The 19,203-nt window shown below is 30.0% G+C and carries 21 protein-coding genes, 1 riboswitch and 1 other annotated feature; of the genes, 15 read left to right on the top strand and 6 right to left on the bottom strand.

Translation table 11 applies throughout. From position 1 onward, the window contains the following. Window position 1 precedes the first annotated feature (1 nt). Window positions 2-550, bottom strand: coding sequence for a class IV adenylate cyclase (locus tag CRN98_RS06180; protein WP_097026556.1), 549 nt, complete (start codon window positions 548-550; stop codon window positions 2-4). A 157-nt stretch (window positions 551-707) separates the two neighbouring features. Between CRN98_RS06180 and CRN98_RS06175 the strand changes: the two genes are divergently transcribed. The 3 genes from CRN98_RS06175 to CRN98_RS06165 all read left to right on the top strand — a co-directional run bounded on the left by CRN98_RS06175 (window position 708) and on the right by CRN98_RS06165 (window position 2,523). Continuing rightward, window positions 708-914 carry a hypothetical protein gene (locus CRN98_RS06175; protein ID WP_097026555.1) on the top strand — a complete coding sequence of 69 codons (207 nt, stop codon included), beginning with the start codon at window positions 708-710 and terminating at the stop codon, window positions 912-914. 34 nt (window positions 915-948) lie between these two features. Beyond that, window positions 949-1,227, top strand: coding sequence for a spore coat protein (locus CRN98_RS06170; RefSeq protein WP_097026554.1), 279 nt, complete (start codon window positions 949-951; stop codon window positions 1,225-1,227). A 261-nt stretch (window positions 1,228-1,488) separates the two neighbouring features. Continuing rightward, window positions 1,489-2,523: a nucleoid-associated protein gene (locus tag CRN98_RS06165; protein WP_097026553.1), complete on the top strand. Its 1,035-nt coding sequence runs from the start codon at window positions 1,489-1,491 to the stop codon at window positions 2,521-2,523. A gap of 131 nt (window positions 2,524-2,654) precedes the next feature. On the opposite strand, the gene fba is transcribed toward CRN98_RS06165, so the two are convergent. The 3 genes from fba to CRN98_RS06150 form a co-directional block, all read right to left on the bottom strand. Then, window positions 2,655-3,599: a class II fructose-1,6-bisphosphate aldolase gene (gene fba / locus CRN98_RS06160; protein ID WP_097026552.1), complete on the bottom strand. Its 945-nt coding sequence runs from the start codon at window positions 3,597-3,599 to the stop codon at window positions 2,655-2,657. Window positions 3,600-3,749: 150 nt separating this feature from the next. After that, window positions 3,750-4,130 carry a DUF4363 family protein gene (locus CRN98_RS06155; RefSeq protein WP_097026551.1) on the bottom strand — a complete coding sequence of 127 codons (381 nt, stop codon included), beginning with the start codon at window positions 4,128-4,130 and terminating at the stop codon, window positions 3,750-3,752. Window positions 4,131-4,135: 5 nt separating this feature from the next. Continuing rightward, window positions 4,136-4,807, bottom strand: coding sequence for a YetF domain-containing protein (locus CRN98_RS06150; protein ID WP_097026550.1), 672 nt, complete (start codon window positions 4,805-4,807; stop codon window positions 4,136-4,138). Between the two features lie 120 nt (window positions 4,808-4,927). On the opposite strand from CRN98_RS06150, the gene CRN98_RS06145 reads away from it, so the two are divergent. Genes CRN98_RS06145 through CRN98_RS06135 form a run of 3 tightly spaced genes read left to right on the top strand, consistent with a single transcriptional unit; the run spans window position 4,928 to window position 7,660 of the window. Next, window positions 4,928-6,586, top strand: coding sequence for a nucleoside kinase (locus CRN98_RS06145; protein WP_097026549.1), 1,659 nt, complete (start codon window positions 4,928-4,930; stop codon window positions 6,584-6,586). 17 nt (window positions 6,587-6,603) lie between these two features. After that, a complete protein-coding gene (gene sdaAB / locus CRN98_RS06140) occupies window positions 6,604-7,278 on the top strand; it encodes an L-serine ammonia-lyase, iron-sulfur-dependent subunit beta (RefSeq protein WP_097026548.1) in 675 nt (224 codons plus the stop codon). 52 nt (window positions 7,279-7,330) lie between these two features. Next, window positions 7,331-7,660, top strand: a complete 330-nt coding sequence (locus CRN98_RS06135) for a hypothetical protein (RefSeq protein ID WP_097026547.1) — start codon at window positions 7,331-7,333, stop codon at window positions 7,658-7,660. A 37-nt stretch (window positions 7,661-7,697) separates the two neighbouring features. Here CRN98_RS06135 and pssA read toward each other — a convergent pair whose 3' ends face one another. Beyond that, window positions 7,698-8,210, bottom strand: a complete 513-nt coding sequence (gene pssA, locus CRN98_RS06130; protein WP_097026546.1) for a CDP-diacylglycerol--serine O-phosphatidyltransferase — start codon at window positions 8,208-8,210, stop codon at window positions 7,698-7,700. 266 nt (window positions 8,211-8,476) lie between these two features. Between pssA and CRN98_RS06125 the strand changes: the two genes are divergently transcribed. Together CRN98_RS06125 and CRN98_RS06120 are read left to right on the top strand one after the other, a co-directional pair. Beyond that, complete coding sequence (locus CRN98_RS06125) at window positions 8,477-8,905, top strand: CBS domain-containing protein (RefSeq protein ID WP_097026545.1); 429 nt, start codon at window positions 8,477-8,479, stop codon at window positions 8,903-8,905. Between the two features lie 231 nt (window positions 8,906-9,136). Further along, window positions 9,137-10,075 (top strand): YegS/Rv2252/BmrU family lipid kinase, encoded by a 939-nt coding sequence (locus tag CRN98_RS06120; RefSeq protein ID WP_097026544.1) that lies wholly within the window; start codon window positions 9,137-9,139, stop codon window positions 10,073-10,075. Window positions 10,076-10,116: 41 nt separating this feature from the next. On the opposite strand, the gene CRN98_RS06115 is transcribed toward CRN98_RS06120, so the two are convergent. Further along, entirely contained in the window at window positions 10,117-11,973 is a 1,857-nt protein-coding gene (locus CRN98_RS06115) for a YgiQ family radical SAM protein (RefSeq protein ID WP_097026543.1), read from the bottom strand. A 342-nt stretch (window positions 11,974-12,315) separates the two neighbouring features. Next, window positions 12,316-12,481: riboswitch (M-box (ykoK) riboswitch) on the top strand. Between the two features lie 209 nt (window positions 12,482-12,690). Between CRN98_RS06115 and CRN98_RS06110 the strand changes: the two genes are divergently transcribed. From CRN98_RS06110 to nth, 7 genes are all read left to right on the top strand, one after another. Beyond that, window positions 12,691-13,956 carry a magnesium transporter gene (locus CRN98_RS06110; protein WP_097026542.1) on the top strand — a complete coding sequence of 422 codons (1,266 nt, stop codon included), beginning with the start codon at window positions 12,691-12,693 and terminating at the stop codon, window positions 13,954-13,956. 92 nt (window positions 13,957-14,048) lie between these two features. Then, a complete protein-coding gene (gene sleB, locus CRN98_RS06105; protein WP_097026541.1) occupies window positions 14,049-14,780 on the top strand; it encodes a spore cortex-lytic enzyme in 732 nt (243 codons plus the stop codon). Window positions 14,781-14,899: 119 nt separating this feature from the next. Next, window positions 14,900-15,136 (top strand) — a binding site (T-box leader). 173 nt (window positions 15,137-15,309) lie between these two features. Next, on the top strand, window positions 15,310-16,221 hold the full coding sequence (gene cysK, locus CRN98_RS06100; protein ID WP_097026540.1) for a cysteine synthase A: 912 nt from the start codon (window positions 15,310-15,312) through the stop codon (window positions 16,219-16,221). 23 nt (window positions 16,222-16,244) lie between these two features. Beyond that, window positions 16,245-16,811 (top strand): serine O-acetyltransferase EpsC, encoded by a 567-nt coding sequence (epsC, locus tag CRN98_RS06095; protein ID WP_097026539.1) that lies wholly within the window; start codon window positions 16,245-16,247, stop codon window positions 16,809-16,811. Window positions 16,812-16,817: 6 nt separating this feature from the next. Continuing rightward, window positions 16,818-17,792, top strand: a complete 975-nt coding sequence (gene queG / locus CRN98_RS06090) for a tRNA epoxyqueuosine(34) reductase QueG (RefSeq protein ID WP_097026675.1) — start codon at window positions 16,818-16,820, stop codon at window positions 17,790-17,792. A 40-nt stretch (window positions 17,793-17,832) separates the two neighbouring features. Then, complete coding sequence (locus tag CRN98_RS06085) at window positions 17,833-18,531, top strand: lysophospholipid acyltransferase family protein (protein WP_097026538.1); 699 nt, start codon at window positions 17,833-17,835, stop codon at window positions 18,529-18,531. 19 nt (window positions 18,532-18,550) lie between these two features. Further along, the gene (gene nth, locus CRN98_RS06080) at window positions 18,551-19,192 is read left to right on the top strand and encodes an endonuclease III (protein WP_097026537.1); all 642 of its coding nucleotides are present in this window, start codon (window positions 18,551-18,553) and stop codon (window positions 19,190-19,192) included. Window positions 19,193-19,203 lie beyond the last annotated feature (11 nt).

The raw sequence follows: 19,203 nt of genomic DNA, 5'->3' as shown, positions 1-19,203 counted from the left end.
ACTATAATCCTTTTCTTTGTTTAAATAATTCTATCAATTCATATATACTTTTAGATGTAGTGTCTTCCATAGTATAACCTAAAGCATCTACTACTTCTTCTATTTCCGCAGAAGTTTGAGCTTCAATTTCTATATAAGGAAAAGGGCAAAAGCTTTCTTCATTTATATCTATTTCAATTAAAGCATTCTTATATTTATAACTTTCTCTATACTTTTTTATGCTTTGAGTAAGTTCAAGTCCTAAAACTTTTAATATAGCTTTTCCTTCTTCACCACTCATTATTTCAACTTCGTTTTCATCCATGACTTTAAATCTTTCACTAGATCTTAAGGTTTTTACAGTTAAATAAAAGTTAGTGGAGTTTTTAAGCAAATCTTCTACGGTACGTATTCTGGCATATCCATGTTTTTTTAATAAGGCTTTATTTGGAAAATCGAACAAATCATTTATTTGATTTTCTTCCTTTACTTTTGTACAATTTAAGACTCTTAGTTTATTTCTTAGTTCATCTAAATTTATATCAAGTATTTTAACTTCTAGTTCTTTCAATATAATCACTCCTTTTAAATAAGATTATATCATAAAAACTCAATATTTTAGGAAAACAAAGGTTCTTATGCTAATAAAACATACAAATATTAAAGGTGAATGAGGAGAAAATATATAACGTCGAAAGAATTTTTTTAAAATTTAAGGAGGAATAATTATGAATATGGGAACTAAACAAATAGAAGAAAATAACTTAAGAGCTATTAAAGATGAACTTAGTTATGAAGCATTAATGAATAAAAAGTTTAATTTATATGCTCAGTATTGCACAGATGAAAGCTTAAAAGAATTATGTCATCAATCAGCAGCAGTTCATAAACAAAATTTTAGTGATTTAAGATCTTATTTAGAATCTCATCAATAAATAAAATTAAAAATAAGTTTAGGAGGTAATTTATATGAATACTTCACCAAATTTAACTGAAAAAGAATTAATGCAGGATCTTTTAGCCACAGAAAAACAAGTAGTTTCATCTTATAGTACAATGATTACAGAAACTTCTTGCCCTAACTTAAGAGCAGTACTTGTAAATAACTTTAAAAATGTAGAGGGGACACAATATAAAGTCTTTGATGCTATGAAACAAAAGGGATGGTATCAAACTAAAGACGCTGCTCAAAATGAAGTTCAGCAAGTAAAAAGTCAAGCTTTGCAAATGCAACAAGAGTTGAGATAAATATAAGAAAGCTCGCTATATGCGGGCTTTTTTTCATGCATCATTTATAGAAATTTATAATTTCGTTATAAATTAGTACATATCGATTAATGAGATGTTTCATATTTATATAATATTGAAAAATTTACAAATTCTATTTATTATAATAATATAGAAGTTTTCTTTCTGTAGGAATTAAAGCGAATTGACAATCATTTAAGTATGTTTAATAATTAATGGGGAATACGTACTTATAATTATTTTATTTATGGAGGGTTTAAAGTGGATTATATAAGTGAAGTAAATATAAATGAAGCTATAATACATGTGTTGGATAACAATGCTGATGAACCTATACTAAATGAACAAAGACTAACATTAAATGATGAAGTATATACTTTCTTGCTTAAACACATTCAAAGATGCTTAAAGGATGAAGAACTTAAGTATGCTAAGTTTAAAGAAGAAAGAAATATTATAAAAGAGCTAAGTCAAGAATATTTATCTGCTCAAGGAAATTTTATAGAAGTATCAAAAGAAATAGGAAGACAATTATTCATACTCATGCAGTCAAATGGTAATATACCTTCTGCAGATCTTATAGTGGTAAGCATATCAACAGAAAGAGGCAATATGATTGGAATCATAAAGATGGATTATGTGAAAAATTACACTCATAGCATAAATTTTAATGGAGAAAAAATTGATATAGATATAGTTCCAGATCATACAGGGCTTCCAGCTAGTAGTCAAAAAATACAAAAATGCGCCTTTATAAAATTTATAGATTCAGAGCAAGAGTATGATTTGTTAGTTATGGATAAGCAAAAAAAGAATAAAGAAGAAGAGTATGGATCTAACTACTTTATAAATAAATTTTTAGGATGTAGAATTGTTGAAAATGAAAGAGATATGACTAAAAATTTTGTAAGGGCTGCAGAAGAATGGACGAGAACAAACTTTAATGAAAATGCAGATAAGGCAGAAAAGGTAAGAAGTTCCATTAAGAAAAAGCTTAAGCAAGAAGAAAACTTAAACTTATATGAAGTAACAGATCATATATTTGGTGAAGACAAAGAAAAAAAAGCGAGCTTTGTGGATTACGTTTCTTCAGAAGGAGTTCAAGATAATATAACACTAGATAGGGATTGGATAGAAAAAAAGTTTAAAAGGATAAGATTAAAGATAGATAAGGATATTGATCTTTATATAAATGAAGAAGCCTATGATGATATAAATAGATTTCAAATACATAGAAATGGTGATGGAACCATAGACATTGTTATAAAGGGAGTTATTAATTATATTGAAAAGTAATAATTAATAAATAATAGATAACAGTTAAGGGAATATCTAAAATTGTTAAAATGTTACAATTTATAAGTTTAAGGAGTTCATCAATGATGAACTCCTTTCCTAAATTATAATTTATTAGTTATTATTTGAAATTAAAGGCTGTTAGAAGAACCTAAAACATTTTTAATTTTATTTTGAACAAGACCTTCAATAGCTTCTCTTGCAGCACCTAAGTATTTTCTTGGATCTATTTCTTTTGGATTTTCTGCCATAACTTTTCTTATAGAAGCTGTCATAGAAAGTCTTAAATCTGTATCCATATTTATTTTGCAAACAGCCATAGAAGATGCCTTTCTTAGCATTTCGTTAGGGACACCTTTTGCTCCCGCAATTTCTCCACCAAATTCATTACACATTTGAACAAAAGTAGGCTCTACAGAAGAAGCACCATGAAGAACTATTGGAAAGTTTTTTATTCCTTCCGCTTCAAGATTTTCTGTTATAAGAGCTAATCTATCAAAGTCAAGCTTAGCTTCTCCCTTAAATTTATAAGCGCCATGACTTGTTCCAATAGCTATAGCTAGGGAGTCAACTCCGGTTCTTTTTACAAAATCGCAAGCTTCATTAGGATCTGTATATGTAGCTTCGTGACCTGCAACTTTAACGTCATCTTCTACACCGGCAAGTTTTCCAAGTTCGGCTTCTACTACAACTCCTTTAGAATGAGCATATTCAACTACTTCTTTAGTAAGTCTTACATTTTCTTCATAGTCATAATGAGAGCCATCAAACATAACGGATGTAAATCCAGATTCTATAGCAAGCTTAACTTGGTCCATGTTAGCACCGTGATCTAAATGTAGTGCAATATCAATACCTGTTTCTTCAATAGCAGCATCAACCATGTGTTTTAAGTATTTAGGACCAGCATATTTTAAAGCACCAGCAGAAACTTGAAGGATAACTGCAGAATTTTCAGCCTTCGCAGCGTTTACTACTGCCTGAATTATTTCCATGTTATTAATGTTAAATGCGCCTATAGCATATTTCCCTTCATAAGCTTTTTTAAACATTTCTTTTGTTGTAACTAAAGCCATTTATATCACCTTCCATACCAAATTTGTATTTGTACTATATACATTATAAATCATGGTAAAATAATTTGCCACAATTATTATAAAATATTACACAATGTTTGCATTTGAGAAAATAAGTATAACACATATATTATAAATGAGTAATAAATATTAAAATACATTTTGAATGTTAATTTTTTCTAGATTAAGTATATGCTCAAATAAAAATTTTATAGCATAAATACTTGCCATGGACTCATCTTTGTTATGATAATTAACATATTGTGTTAATTTACTAATTTCATTATGAATATTATCTATTTCTCTATGATGTACAAATATGCATATTTTATTAGAATGAGCATTCCATTCAGTCATAAGTTTTTCTACAGTAGTATTGGCTTCATCCCATTTTTCTTCTATAATAAATTTTTCTAGATTACTATTAGTTATGGACATAGAAGTGCAAGTGCTTGAAAGAAAAAATATAGAATAAATCATAGTACTTATCATAATTAAAAATAAGATTAGGGGAAGGAATATGTTTTTCATAAAAATCACTTCCTTTTTTGATAATAAAATTCTCCTTTAGAGTTTATTAATGCTATAAAAACTTCATCTACAGAGCTGACTCCAGAAGACTTTAGTTTTGATAAAAGCTTATTTTCATTCATTTTAATAAGCCTTAAATTTTCATAATTTATTTTACCATCAAGAATTAAGGTTATAGGAAGACTATCCTGTTTTGCTTTAATATTCATATCCTTTTTTGTAGCAGGAGTAGAATCGGTTTTAGGTATAATAGATAGTTGGCCGCTGGTTTCTAAAATAGCATATTGAATATCTTCAATATCATAAAAACCTTGAAGGCGAAGCTCTTCCATTAAGTCATTTATGTTAAATTTTTGATGCTTCAGTTCCTTTATATCTATTTGACCAGACTCTATTAAAATACTAGGTTTCCCATTTACTATATTTCTAAGCTTTTCGCTTTTTAATTGTAATATTACTAGTGAAGCCTGCAAAGTTATTAAAGTTATTATAGGTATCACTCCATGAATTAGCGGTATTTCTGTGTCCTGCATTGGAAGTGATGCTAGCTCCGAAATCATTATCGTTATAGCAAGTTCGAAAGGTTCTAGCTGACCAATTTGTTTTTTACCCATTATTCTCATAGCTATAATTACTATAAAGTATAATATAATAGTTCGTATAAGTACTATAAACAAAATATCACCTCTTTATAATATATATTTTTTCTTAAAAATTTCAAAATTATTAGTAAAATTAGATTAATTTTTATAAATTTAAAGTATAATATTAGTACAACAAATATAGGGGGACAATATATGGCACAGTTTAAATTAAATTTACCAGGATTAAATAATGTGATTGTAGAAGAAGGTACCGACATTAAATCTGTAGTAGATAAATACTTAAGTGATATTAAGCTTCCAGCTATTTTAGGCAAGATAAACTATCAAACTTATGAACTTAGTAATCCTATAAAGGAAAGTGGTACTCTTCAAGTAATTGATATTACAAGCAGTATAGGGCTTAAGGCTTATATAAGAACTCTTCAGTTTATACTTATAAAGGCTGTATTAGATATTTTCCCCAAGGCTAAAATAAGTATAGAACATTCCTTAAGTAAAGGAATATATGGAGAAATAGAAAAAGAAATTCCTTTAAATGAGGAAGAAATTATAAAGATTAAAGATAAAATGGAAGAGCTTATAAAGTTAGACATTGTAATAAATAAAGTAACTGTAAAAAAAGAAGAAGCCATAAAAATATTTAACAGTTATGGTATGGATGATAAAATAAGGCTTTTAAAGCACGTTAATTTAGAAAAGGTAAGTCTTTATGAATTAGATGGAAGATATGATTATTTTTATGGTCAAATGGCACCGTCTACAGGAGTAATCCAAATATTTGATTTAATATATTATAAACCAGGTCTTCTTTTAAGATACCCTACAGAAGAAAATCCATTCAAAATTCCAGAATTAATAGAGCATAAAAAGCTTGCTAAAATTTTTAAGGAAACAGAGGAATGGGGAAGAATATTAGATGTAGCAGATGTGGGGTCGTTAAATAATAAAGTTGAATCAGGGGAAATGATAGATATAATAAGAGTAGCAGAAGCACTACATGAAAAAAAGGCGGCATATATTGCGGATATGATAAGTGAAAAAAAGAATACAAAGCTTATATTAATCGCAGGCCCATCATCTTCTGGGAAAACAACCTTTGCTAGAAGGCTTGGTATACAACTTAGAGTTAATGGACTTATCCCTGTTCCATTAGGCCTTGATGATTATTTTGTAGATAGAGATAATACTCCAAAGGATGAAAATGGAGAATTTGATTTTGAATCTATATTTGCCCTTGATCTAGCACTTTTTAATAAAAATCTTCAGCAAATACTTAGTGGAAAGGAGGTTGAAATACCTACTTATAATTTTAAAAAGGGAAAGAGAGAATGGAATGGAGAAAAAATTAAACTCCCGCCTAATGGAATACTTATAGTAGAAGGTATACATGGGTTAAATGAAATGCTTACTGCATCTATTCCTTTTGAAAATAAATTTAAAATATATATAAGTGCCCTTACTCAGTTAAATATCGATAATCACAATAGAATATCTACAACGGATGTTAGAATAATGCGTAGAATTGTAAGAGATTATTTGTCTAGGGGATATGGAGGAGAAGAAACATTAAAAATGTGGCCTTCAATAAAAAGGGGAGAAGAAAAAAATATATTTGTATATCAGGAAAATGCTGATGTAATGTTTAATTCAACATTAGTATATGAGTTATGTGTTCTTAAAAAATTTGCTTTAAGTGAACTAAATAAAATACAACCTGAAAGTAGTGTTTATTATCAGGCACAAAAACTTAAGTGTTTTTTGAATTTCTTTAAGGACGTAGATGTAAGCTTTGTACCTGAAAATTCAATTTTAAGAGAATTTATAGGAGGAAGCTGTTTTTATAAGTACTAAATAAAGGATGGGTTAATATGAAAAAATTTGGTGTGTTCGATATTGTAGGACCTATAATGATAGGACCGTCAAGTTCCCATACTGCTGGGGCAGCAAGACTTGCAAAGATAGCTAGAATTATAGCAGGTAAGGGAATAAAGTCTGTGGAGTTTTACTTACATGGTTCATTTGCAAGAACTTATAAAGGACATGGAACGGATAGAGCACTGGTTGCTGGAATACTTGGTATGGATCCATGGGATGAAAGACTTAGGGAGTCTATAAAGATAGCTAAAGATAAGAATATAGATATAGCATTTCATGAAACTGATTTAGGAGATGTTCATCCAAATACGGTAAAGTTTATAATTCATAAGGATGATGGAGCTATAGTAGAGGTAATGGGATCCTCAGTAGGGGGAGGAAACATTGAAATAACTAGAGTAAATGGTGAAGAAATTGAATTTACAGGAGCGTACCATACTCTCATAATAAATCATATAGACATTCCGGGAATGATTTCTAAAGTTACTGCGTTACTATATGAGGGAAATATAAATATTGCCTTTATGAAGGTATATAGAAGTAAACGAGGATCCAATGCAACTATGGTGTTTGAAACAGATAGCATAGTAGATGAAAATGTAGTACAAAAGATAAAAAGTATTCCTTATATAGGAAGTGTGAAAGTAATAAGCCCTACAGAGGAATAAAAATTTAATTAACTAAGTATACTTAAATAGAAAAAATATTTAAGAGGTGACTATGTCTCAAAAAAAAGTAGTTCAGGATTACTATTTAGATATCAACAATTTAGCAGAGTTACTTAATAAATTTACTAATTCTTATAGACTTCTAATTGGAGGCGCTCAAGAACTAAATTGTATAGCACTAGCTAGTAAAAATGATGTCAAGAAAGCATTGCAAAGAGCTAATGAGCTAGGACTCGTTATAGATGATCTTATAGATGTTTTAGATAGATGTGGATGCAATTATATGAGCTACTGTAAATTAAAATCTCACGTCATAAAGGCTAAAGTTCAAATAAGAAACATTGAAACAGAGATAGATGAAGAATTAAATCTAAAAGAATAGCTCATTGTAAGTTTATAACATTTACAATGAGCTTTTTTTACACTTTTTTAAATCTTAATTTACTTATCATAAGATAAGAGAACATTACTACTAAAATTATTGGCAATATGGACTTGGAAACTTTATCCATAGTTAATAATGAATAAAGAGCTAAAAAGGATCCGGCTGCTGTAATAGGAACACCAGTAAACAATCCATCAAAGGATGTTATGTTATATCTTGCTAATCTATATGCTCCCGACAGAGGGAAAATTAACAATAAAAGATAGCCTAAAAATCCTAATTCTGAGAAATTATACAAGTTAAATACTAATATAGAAGGGGCAACACCAAAGGATACTAGATCTGCTAATGAATCCAATTCTTTCCCTATTTCGCTTGATACATCTAAAAATCTAGCCACCCTACCGTCATACCTATCTATTAATCCAGCAATAAGAATAAATAGAGAGGCCATTTTATAATCACCTTGAAAAGTCATAATTAAAGACAATACCCCAAAAGCCAAATTACTTAAAGTAAAAATATTAGGGACTGCGTTTTTGTTCATTAAAATATCAACTCCTAAAAATTTTTAATAACTACAATAATATAAATGCGGTTAATATATATTATAACTCAAATTTAACTTATAATTAATAAAAACTTAAAAAAATTATTAAAATTTTTGTGAATTTAATAATATTTAACTAGGAAACATTCCAATAAATTGAGAAATAATAGTTTATAACTCAATCAGAGATTTCTATAAATTATATAAAGTAATAGTATTATAAATAAATATTTAGGAGAAACTATGATGGGAGGTGTTATGATATGAAAGTAAAAGATATTATGACAAAGAATGTAGCAAGTTTAAATCCAGAGGATACTGTAGAACATGCAGCACAACTTATGAAGGAATATAACATAGGATCTCTTCCAGTTTGTAATGAGGAAAAAGTAATAGGCATAATTACAGATAGGGATATAGCAATAAGATCCTCGGCAGAAGGTGAAAATGTCCAAAAGCAAACAGTAAGAGACATAATGACATCTAATCCTGCGACTATAAAAAGTGATATAGATGTAAAAGATGCAGCAAGAATAATGAGTGAAAGACAAATAAGAAGATTACCAGTAGTTGAAAGTAATAATTTAGTAGGAATGCTATCTTTAGGAGACGTTTCTGTAGAATCTAGTTCAAATGAAACTGCAGGAGAGGCTTTAAGTAGCATTTCAGAACCAAGTACACCTTTGTTATAAATAAAATATCTATTTAGATAAATCAATTTATAACAAAATAAAAGATTTTTATAAATCATCATTGAAAATCAAATCCACAAGATTTGTATATCTTGTGGGTTTGGTAAATATATACTATAATAATTAGGGAAACAGCTTAATAAATTGAGACATGTTGATTTGTAATAAAATCATGCAAGAAGACATCTTTATACTCGTGCATGGGTTATTTAAAATAATAGGAGATTTAGTATGAAAAAAGTAAAATTTATTTATAATCCTTATTCAGGTGAAAACTCCATAATTTCAGAACTGGATAGTATTGTAAAAATACATCAAAAATATAATTATTCTATAGTTCCTTATAGAATAAGCATGGAGTATGATTTATCTAAAGCTTTTGATGATATAGATGAAAGTTTTAGTTACATATTAGTTGCTGGAGGAGACGGAACCTTAGATAATATTGTAAATCATATGAGAAATTTGAATATAAATAAACCTATTGGAGTACTTCCTGTAGGAACTGCTAATGATTTTGCTAAATATTTAGGCATACCTCAAGATGTTGAAGAAGCCTGTATTCAAATTTTAAATAGTAAACCTAAAGGTGTAGATTTAGGAAAAGTTAATGATAAATATTTTTTAAATGTAGCAAGTACTGGCTTATTTACAGATATATCACAAAAGACTGATGTAAATTTAAAAAATAGTTTAGGTAAGCTTGCTTATTATGTAAAGGGAATAGAGCAAATTCCTAATTTTAGAAAGTTAAAGGTTAAAGTAACTTCAGAAGAAGTAACCTATGATGGGGATATGTATCTGATGTTAGTATTCAATGGACAAACAGCTGGAAACTTAAAATTAGCATATAAAGCTGAAATAGATGATGGATTGTTAGATGTTATTGTAATTAAAGCAGCAACTATAAGAGATATGATACCTCTCTTTATAAAAATGATAAGAGGAGATCATCTAGAAGATACCACAAGTATATTGTATTTCAAAACAAATAATTTACAAGTAGAAACAGAAGAAAATATTGTTACAGATATAGATGGAGAAAGAGGTCCAGATTTCCCACTTACAATTGAATGTATAAAAGAAGGTATTCAAATACTTGGAATTGATATAAATGAAGAAAAGAATAGCTTAAAAAAACCTGGACTTATAAGGGCAAGATTAAAATAATAAAATGGATACAGAATAAGAGTTCTGCATCCATTTATTTTTTAGTGTTTTCTTGATTTCTTATTTTTGACATTCTGTTTGCCTAATGAGTTTTTAGGCTCTTTATCCCCAATAAGGCAATTTGTGCCCTTACCTATAAGGTCTTCACGATTACAAGTTATAAGGGCATCTCTAACTATATTATAATTTTTAGGTATCTTAAATTGAAGTAGAGCTCGCTGCATGTTTTTTTCTCTCTGTGTCTTAGGTGTATATACCTTTTCTCCTGTAAGAGGATTTATTCCAGTGTAATACATAGTAGTTGAAAGACTACCAGGAGTAGGATAAAAATCTTGCACTTGTTCAGGGGTATATCCCATTTGCTTTATATATTGTGAAAGCTCCACTGCTGTATTTAAATTACTACCAGGATGACTAGACATTAGATAAGGGACTAAATATTGCTTTTTATCTAAGCTTTTATTTATAGATTTATATTTATTTACAAATTTTTCATATACATCGTTATTAGGCTTTCCCATATATTTTAATACTTTGTTACTTATGTGCTCAGGAGCAACCTTTAGCTGTCCACTTACGTGATGTTTACATAAGTCTTTAAAGAAATCATCTTTTTTATCAAGCATTAAATAATCAAATCTAATACCTGAACGAATAAATACCTTTTTAACATTAGGTAGCGATCTTACTTTTCTTAAAAGACCTAGGTATTCACTATGATCCACAATTAAATTTTTACAAGGAGTTGGAAACATGCATTGTCTATCCCTGCAAGTACCTTTGGTTTCTTGAATTTTACAAGCTTTATGTCTAAAGTTAGCTGTAGGGCCACCTATATCATGGATATATCCTTTAAAATCAGGAAGAGTAGTTAAAAGCTTTGCTTCATCTACTATGGATTCTTGGCTTCTATTTTGTATAACTCTCCCTTGATGAAAGGTTAAAGCACAAAATGAGCAAGAACCAAAGCAACCTCTATGACTTGTAATGGAAAACTTGACTTCTGTTATAGCAGGAATTCCACCATCTTTTTCATACATTGGATGATAGGTTCTGGTAAACGGAAGATTATAAATGTCATCCATTTCTCCTTCTGTTAGAGGAACTTGCGGTGGATTTTGAACTATATATTGAGCTCCATGTTTTTGTACTACAGCTTTTCCACGAATGGCATCTTGTTCATAATATGAAAGTTTAAAGCTTTCAGCATAGGATTTCTTATCTTCGCTGCATTCCTCGAAGGAAGGAATCTCTACAAAATTATCTAAATGACTTATATCTTTTGAAGAGTAGACTGTGCCTAAAACATTATTTGTTTTAGAAATATCCATTCCATATTTTAAAAGATCTGCAATTTGAATGATGGTTCTTTCTCCCATGCCGTATATTAATAAATCCGCTTTAGAATCTAATAAAATGCTTCTTCTTACCTTATCATCCCAATAATCATAATGTGCAAATCGTCTAAGGCTACTTTCTATTCCTCCTATTATAATAGGAACATTCTTATATGCTTCACGAGCACGATTGGAGTATACTATTACAGCTCTGTCTGGTCTATAGCCTGATTTACCACCTGGAGAATATAAATCATCATGTCGTCTCTTCTTGGAAACAGTATAGTGATTAACCATAGAATCTATATTTCCTGAATTTATTAAAAAAGCATATTTAGGTTTCCCCAAAGCTTTAAAACTTTCCGCACTTTTCCAATCAGGTTGAGCAATTATACCTACAGTATATCCTTGACTTTCTAAAACTCTACTTATTATAGCAGAACCAAAGGACGGATGGTCAACGTAAGCATCTCCTGTGATAAGTACGAAGTCAAGTTCGCTTATATTTCTCTGTTTTAAATCCTGTTTGTTTACAGGTAAAAAAATTTTATTTAAATTCATATCTATAATAAACTCCTATTCTAATTTTATAGTTTATTGTCTATACATTATAAAGCCTTCTAATTATACTATTATAATCTATTTTATTAGGTAGTAAACATATTTTAAGAAATATCTAAGATTTTACAAAAAATAAGAATTTTAATAAATTATTTACAAAAAATATGCTTTTTTAATGGATTGAGTACATAATTCATAGGAAACAGTAAATAATAGATAAAAACTGTAGATTTTTTAACCCAAATGTATGTGAAGCTATTTATCAAGGAGATTTAAACAAATATCAAATTTTATAGTTGCAAAATCTTCATTTAGTAATATAATAATAGTATAATAAAATTTGATATTTAAGGTTAGGTGAGGCTCCTATATAGAGATACGCTGCTGCCCGGAAACATCGAGAGATGCCAATGGGTCAACAAGTACTACCGAATTAAGGTTTTATTTAACGTAGCTGGACTTTGTCCTCATGCTATATAGTGCTAAAACTCAACGAAAATTATTTTTGTTTGTTTTAGGGAGCCTTTGCGCTCTTTTTGTTTTTTATTAACTAATCAGGTGGTGAATTTAAATGGAAAGTGGCCCTCGTAGTGGTCGGACAAACTTAGAAAAATTAAATATGTACTATGCAGAGGTATGCTTCCATATTGTAAGGTAGCTTAAGAGGAGTTTCTTTATACTAAGATAGTATTCCTTTGCGTGGGAAGGAGGAATATCATGAAAAGAGTAGAAAGTTTTTTCTTGAGTAAAATTCTTTACAGAAAAGTATATGATGAATTTGGAGATAATATTGGAAAATTGTGGGATGTTTATGTTACCACAGAAGATGGGATGCCAAGGGCAATTGGTTATAAAATTAAAAAGGACGGAGAAATTTTCAATTACGAGTTTAAATTAATTCAGTTCATTGAAGATGATCACGGCAAAATGATAACCAAAGTGAAAGGTGCAAGAGAAATAATTCCTAGAGCATATTCGTATCTTTTATCTAGACATCTTTTGGATAAACAAATAGTAGATATAAATGGAAAAAAGGTAGTAAGAGTTAATGACCTTAGAATGGCAGAAATTGCAGGAGAATATAGAGTGATTGCAGTAGACACAGGGATACTTGCGCTAGCTAGAAGGCTTAATATGGAGGCAATTGCAAAAAAAGCATATAATTTTTTTAACAGAAAGCCAGGAGATAGCATTATTATGTGGGATAATGTGGAGTCTCTAGAGATGATAAACAATAACCTAAAGCTATCAGTGACATATAAAAAATTATCAAAGCTTCATCCAGCAGATTTAGCAGATATCTTAGAAGAAATGGATACAAAGTATAGAAGCTTGGTTTTTGAAAGTTTTGATGAAGACTTAGCTGCAAATATATTAGAAGAAATTGAACCAGAAATTCAAGCAAATATCTTAGAAAATTTGAGCCAAATAAAAAGAGCTGAGGTATTAGATAGCATGCCAAATGATGAAATTGCAGATCTTTTAGATGAGGTAGATGAAGAAACAGCAGAAAAAATACTTTTGACATTAGAGAAGGAAGATGCAGATGAAGTTAGAGAACTTATGACCTATGAAGATGAAACTGCAGGAAGTATAATGAATAAGGATTTTATAGCCTTTAACATAGATATTACTGTTCAGGAAACTATAGAAATTTTAAGGGAAATGAAGCCTGATCATGAAGTTATGCATTATATATATATTATAGATAAAGATGAAAAGTTAAAAGGAGCGATTTCATTAACAGATCTTATACTTTCACCCCTTGATGGGAAACTTATGGATATAATGGTTAAGGATTTTGCTAAAATAAAAGATAATGAAAGTATTGATGAAGCAGTTGAGTTGTCTATAAAGTATGATTTACTTGCATTACCTGTGGTAGATGAAGAAGAAAAACTTTGTGGAATTATAATAATAAGCGATATAATAGAAGATATATTTGCTCCTACTTGGAGAAAGAAGTTTAAAAAAGCAGGTTAAATAAATCCTGCTTTTTTCTGTGTAATGAGTATTTTTTTAAAAAATATGCAGAAAATATACTTGTATACACAATCTTTAAGGAGGGTGCATTAATGAGGAAGTATTTGAGCTTCAGGAAAATTGTACTTTATATGATGATAGGACTTATAACATATTTTAGTGCATACATCTATTTTACACCTTATAATAAGGCATTAGATGTAATTACATATTATTATGGTTCTAAAGGGGATAGGGTTTCACAAATTCAGCAAAAGTTGAAAAATTGGCAGTATTATGATGGCGCAGTAGATGGAGTATACGGATATGGAACCTACACTGCAGTTAAAAAATTTCAACAAAAGAATGGGCTTAATGTTGATGGAGTTGTAGGGGATGATACTTTAAAGGCTCTAGGTATATATATAACTTCACAAAGTAACAATGAAAATAGCTCAAAGCCACCAGCAAATGGTAATAAAAATACTACCAATAATCAAGACGTACAGCTTTTAGCAAGACTTATAAATGGAGAGGCAAGAGGAGAACCCTATGAAGGCCAAGTAGCTGTAGGAGCAGTAATTTTAAATAGAACAAGGGACTCTAGATTTCCGTCAACCATAGCAGGAGTTATTTATCAGCCAGGAGCATTTACGGCTATAGTAGATGGTCAAATAAATGCTGAAATGCAACAAAGCTCAACAAATGCCGCTATAGACGCTCTAAATGGTTGGGATCCTTCCGGTGGAGCGGTGTACTACTTTAATCCTGCTACGGCAACTAGCGCATGGATATGGTCAAGGCCATTAATAAAGGTTATAGGAAAGCATAGATTTTGTAGCTAAAAGTTAATGCCTAGTATATATTTCTAAATTAATATTGTCCATAAATGTCGTAAATTCCATAGTTGACAAATAGAAAATAAGGAATATAATAATATTATATAATTCATAGTAAAATAGTCGGAAATACATTGAAAGAGGAAAGTAGTATAAATAGAATTTACAGAGAGGAAATCTAGTATGCTGAGAGGATTTCTATATAAAAGTTTATATGAAGTGCACTCTGGAGTATTGCACCGAAAGTTTAAGTAGGCTGCAACGGCATCAACCGTTAAATTGATAGAGCATATATGAGTGCTTGAATGTTTACTCACAATTTTTGTGTAGAGTGGAATAGCGAAGAATACTTCGTCTCTATAAGTTAGGGACGAAGTTTTTTGTGTATAACTTTATATATGAGCATAAAAATATGCATAATTTATAAGAAACTATGATTTTGTAAGAGATAATCCGATATTAAGCTATTAAGATGTTTTCTTAAATAATAATTTTTAACGAAGGTTACCATAAAGTTATAAAAGGAGATTTGAACATGATATATAATAACGCTTTGGAAATGATAGGGAACACACCTCTTTTAAAATTAAATAATATAAATGATGAGAATTCAGCAGAAGTATATGTAAAACTTGAAAAATATAATCCAGGTGGAAGCATAAAAGATAGAGCATCTATTGGCATGATAGAAAAAGCTGAAAGACTAGGACTCATTAAAAAGGGAGATACTATAGTTGAACCTACTAGTGGTAACACTGGTATTGGACTGGCTATGGCAGGAAATTTAAAGGGATATAAGGTTATAATTGTTATGCCAGATACCATGAGTATTGAAAGAAGAAATACTATGAAAGCTTATGGAGCAGAATTGATTTTAACAGATGGGAAACTTGGAATGAAAGGTGCAATAGAAAAGGCAGAGGAGTTGGTTAAAAATTCCCAAGGATTCTATATGCCTCAACAGTTTACCAATGAAGCTAATCCAGAAAGACATTATGAAACTACTGCAGAGGAAATAATAAGGGATGTTCCTGATATTGATGCATTTGTGGCATCTGTAGGAACAGGTGGAACAGTTATTGGAGTAGGAAGAAAACTTAAAGAGCTAAAAAAGGATATAAAAGTTATAGCTGTAGAGCCTGAAAAATCTCCGCTTCTTTCAGGAGGTAAAGCAGCCCCTCATAAAATTCAAGGAATAGGAGCTAACTTTATACCAGAAATATATGATAATAGTGTTGTAGATGAAGTAATTACTGTAACGGATGAAGAAGCATTTGAATATGCTAGGCTTATGGCAAGTGAAGAAGGGATAATGGTTGGAATATCTTCAGGAGCAAATATAGCTATTGCACTTAAAGTTGCAAAAAAGCTAGGCGTGGGTAAAAAAATAGTCACTGTAGCGCCAGATGGAGGCGAAAAGTATTTATCAACAGGACTATATGATTAGTAAAAGGAGTTTGAGAAAAGTTTATGTTTAATAAATTGAAGTACGATTTAGATTTTGTATTAAAAAATGATCCTGCTGCAAGAAATAGATTAGAAGTATTACTTTTATATCCATCTATTCATGCGTTGATAAATCATAGAATGGCACATTTTTTTTATAAGAAAAACATGTTTTTTATGGCAAGGCTTATTTCTCAAATGTCTAGATTTTTTACAGGAATAGAAATTCATCCAGGAGCAACAATAGGAAAGGGATTATTTATAGACCATGGTATGGGAGTGGTTATAGGAGAAACAGCAGAAGTAGGAGATAATGTAATAATGTATCATGGTGTTACTTTGGGAGGAACTGGTAAAAATAAAGGCAAAAGGCATCCAACTGTCGGAAGCAACGTGGTCATAGGAGCAGGAGCTAAGATTTTAGGACCAATATCATTAGGGGTAAATTCTAAGATAGGAGCTAATGCAGTTGTTTTAAAGGATGTACCAGAAAACTGCACTGCTGTTGGAATACCTGCAAAAGTTGTGAAATGTGACGATAATCCTATAATAAAAATAGATGATTATAGAAATAAGATAAAGGGATTATAAATGATTATGAATTATAAAGAAAAGATAATAAAATTTTGTAAAAGTTTAGGATTAGATACTGTAGGATTTACAAGACTTAGAAGGTTTAATGAATTGCAACAATTTCTAGAATCTAGAAGACAAAATGGATTACAAAATGAATTTGAAATAGAAGATACAGAAAGTAGAATAAATCCAACGCTTTATATGGAAGAAGGAAAGACAATTATTTCAATTGCCTTTCCTTATCTCTTTAATAAAGAGATAAATGGGGATATATACTTTTCTAAGTACACTAGAGGTGAGGATTATCACAAAGTAGTGTCAATGTATTTAAAAAAGATATGCGAGTATATAGAAAGTATGGGAGGAAAGGCTAAATACTTTGTGGACAGCAATGCATTGCCTGAAAGGTACATAGCATATCTTTGTGGTATAGGCTTTCTTGGAAAAAATAATATGATAATTACTAAAAAGTATGGATCTTATGTATTTTTAGGAGAAATAATAACAGACTTATTTATAGAAGAGGATAGCCCTATAGAATGTGGATGCAATGAATGTGATTTGTGCTTAAGAGTTTGTCCTACTAAATGTATAAATAAAGGCGAAACTAATCCTAATATATGCTTGTCCTATATAACTCAAAAAAAGCATATTGAAGATGAATGGTTTGATAAAATTAATGGAAGGATATTTGGATGTGATACCTGTCAGGACTTATGTCCTTTTAATAAACATGTTAAATTATCTAATATAAATGAATTTAAGCCCTTTGAATATATGGAGAATATAAATGAACATGAAATGATAAACTTAAACAATAAAATTTTTAAGGATAAGTATTTAGGGACTTCTTCAGGTTGGAGAGGAAAAAATGTTCTTACGAGAAATGCGATGATATATCTTATGAAAAATAGAAGATATAAGGAGCCTATATCTTTTAACTCATCATATCTTCAGGATTATTATTCTAGACTTTTAAACTATTACAAATTATAATTTAATTATAATATATTGTTTTAGGAAAGGTGGAAGTGACATGATTTCTCCATTGGCTGTAAAAATCATATCCAAGCTGCCAAAAAGCATGGTATGTTTCTTAGCTAAAAGGATAATAAATAGATGTATGAATAAATATGCAGATATAGAAGTTACTGGTATGGAAAACTTAAAGGATATAAAAAAACCCATAATTTTTATATGTAATCATTTAAGTAATTCGGATGCCTTGGTTTTGATGGAGGTATTTAAAGAACAGGATTTAACCTTTGTAGCAGGAGCAAAGCTTTCAGATAATCCATTAACAAATCTTGGCATAAGTATTGCAAAAACAATAACAATTAAGCCAAATACTGCTGATAAGGATGCATTATCAAGTATAATAAAGATGTTAAGAGCGGGAAATAATATACTTATATTCCCTGAGGGCACAAGGAGTAGGACGGCAAGTTTAATAGAGGCTAAAAAAGGAATAGTTTTAATTCAAAGGTTATCAAAAGCTATAGTTGTTCCAGTAGGAATGTGGGGAACAGAAAAGCTTTTGCCTATAAATGATCAAGATATGGGAAGTGAAAAGTTCCATCATGCAAAGGTACGTATAAATATAGGAAAGCCTGTAGATATACCTGTTAAGGATAAAGAAGAAGATAAGCATGATTACGAAGAAAGAATACTTACATATTTTATGAAAAGCATAGCAGCATTACTGCCTGAGAACTATAGGGGAATATATAAATAGTAAAGGTGTGGTGATTTGCTTGGAAAAGAAAAATATAGATAATGTAATTAAAATTTTGGGAGAAACTTATCCAAATGCAGAATGTGAATTAAATTTTAAATCGCCTTATGAACTTTTAGTTGCAACGATTTTATCTGCACAGTGTACAGATAAAAGGGTAAATGTAGTTACTAGCGAATTGTTTAAAGAATATAATACACCCGAAAAAATGGTAAGTTTAACAGAGGAAGAGCTAGGTGAAAAGATAAGAAGCTGTGGATTTTATAAAAATAAGAGTAAAAATATATTAGAAACATCAAAATCTATAATAATAGAACATAGTGGAGAAGTACCAAAAACTATGGAAGAGCTTATAAGGCTTCCTGGAGTTGGAAGAAAAACTGCAAATGTAGTACTTTCTAATGCATTTGGAGTGCCGGCAATTGCTGTAGATACCCATGTATTTAGGGTATCAAATAGAATAGGGATTGCTCATGGAAATACTCCAGAGCAAGTAGAAGATGAGCTTATGAAAAACATACCAAAGGATATGTGGAGCATTACTCATCATTACTTAATATGGCATGGAAGAAATATATGTAAAGCTCGAAAGCCTGATTGTGAAGTATGTCCTGTAGCGCCATATTGTGAGTATTATTCAGAAAATGTCTCAACTATTTAAAATTTTCATAA

Source organism: Clostridium peptidivorans (assembly GCF_900205925.1).
GTDB classification, from domain to species: domain Bacteria; phylum Bacillota; class Clostridia; order Clostridiales; family Clostridiaceae; genus Clostridium_AK; species Clostridium_AK peptidivorans.
The sequence above is the reverse complement of the archived record's forward strand: the minus strand, read 5'-3'. Positions and strand labels throughout refer to the sequence as shown.